The sequence below is a fragment of the Dryocola clanedunensis genome, from assembly GCF_038405435.1.
Lineage (GTDB): Bacteria > Pseudomonadota > Gammaproteobacteria > Enterobacterales > Enterobacteriaceae > Dryocola > Dryocola clanedunensis_A.
Genome location: NZ_JBBYHZ010000224.1, coordinates 1 through 519 on the forward strand (window position 1 = coordinate 1; position 519 = coordinate 519).

Consider the following 519-nt stretch of genomic DNA (forward strand, 5'->3'; position numbering starts at 1 on the left):
GCCGATCTGACGCGGCTCAAGGCGGGCGCCATACCCGGCGATCACGCCCTCGCTTTCCAGCCGCTGGACCCGCCGCAGGCAGGCCGACGGAGACAGGTTGACCCGGGCGGCGAGCTCGGCGTTGGTGGCACGACCGTGTTGCTGGATTTCCGCCAGCAAGCGCGGATCCGTGCGGTCGAACTGGGCATCTCCGGTCATTGCTGCCCCGCAACATGATGTGGACGCAATGATATTGCGCCAACAGGCCATATCCGCGCAACTTTGCAAACCTCTTGCGCGCGCCCTGCCCTAGCATCGACAGGTGACTTCCCAGGAGACCACCACGATGGAAACCGCCACCGCCCCCCGCCGCGTCGAACACCAGCAGACCGACAAGGGATACGTGCCGGTCTATACCACTGCCATCGTGGAACAGCCCTGGGACAGCTACACCGCCGACGACCACGCGACCTGGAGCACCCTGTTCCAGCGCCAGCGCGAATTGCTGGTCGGCCGCGCCAGCAAGGAATTCCTGCATGC

2 protein-coding genes are annotated in these 519 nt (G+C 65.5%); one reads left to right on the top strand and one right to left on the bottom strand.

The window, feature by feature from the left end:
- Window positions 1-198: Lrp/AsnC family transcriptional regulator (locus AAE045_RS24345; protein ID WP_455549861.1), on the bottom strand; the 198-nt coding region annotated here is incomplete at its 3' end.
- Window positions 199-325: 127 nt separating this feature from the next.
- On the opposite strand from AAE045_RS24345, the gene AAE045_RS24350 reads away from it, so the two are divergent.
- Window positions 326-519 (top strand): hypothetical protein (locus tag AAE045_RS24350; RefSeq protein WP_455549862.1); only part of this gene is annotated, 194 nt, incomplete at its 3' end.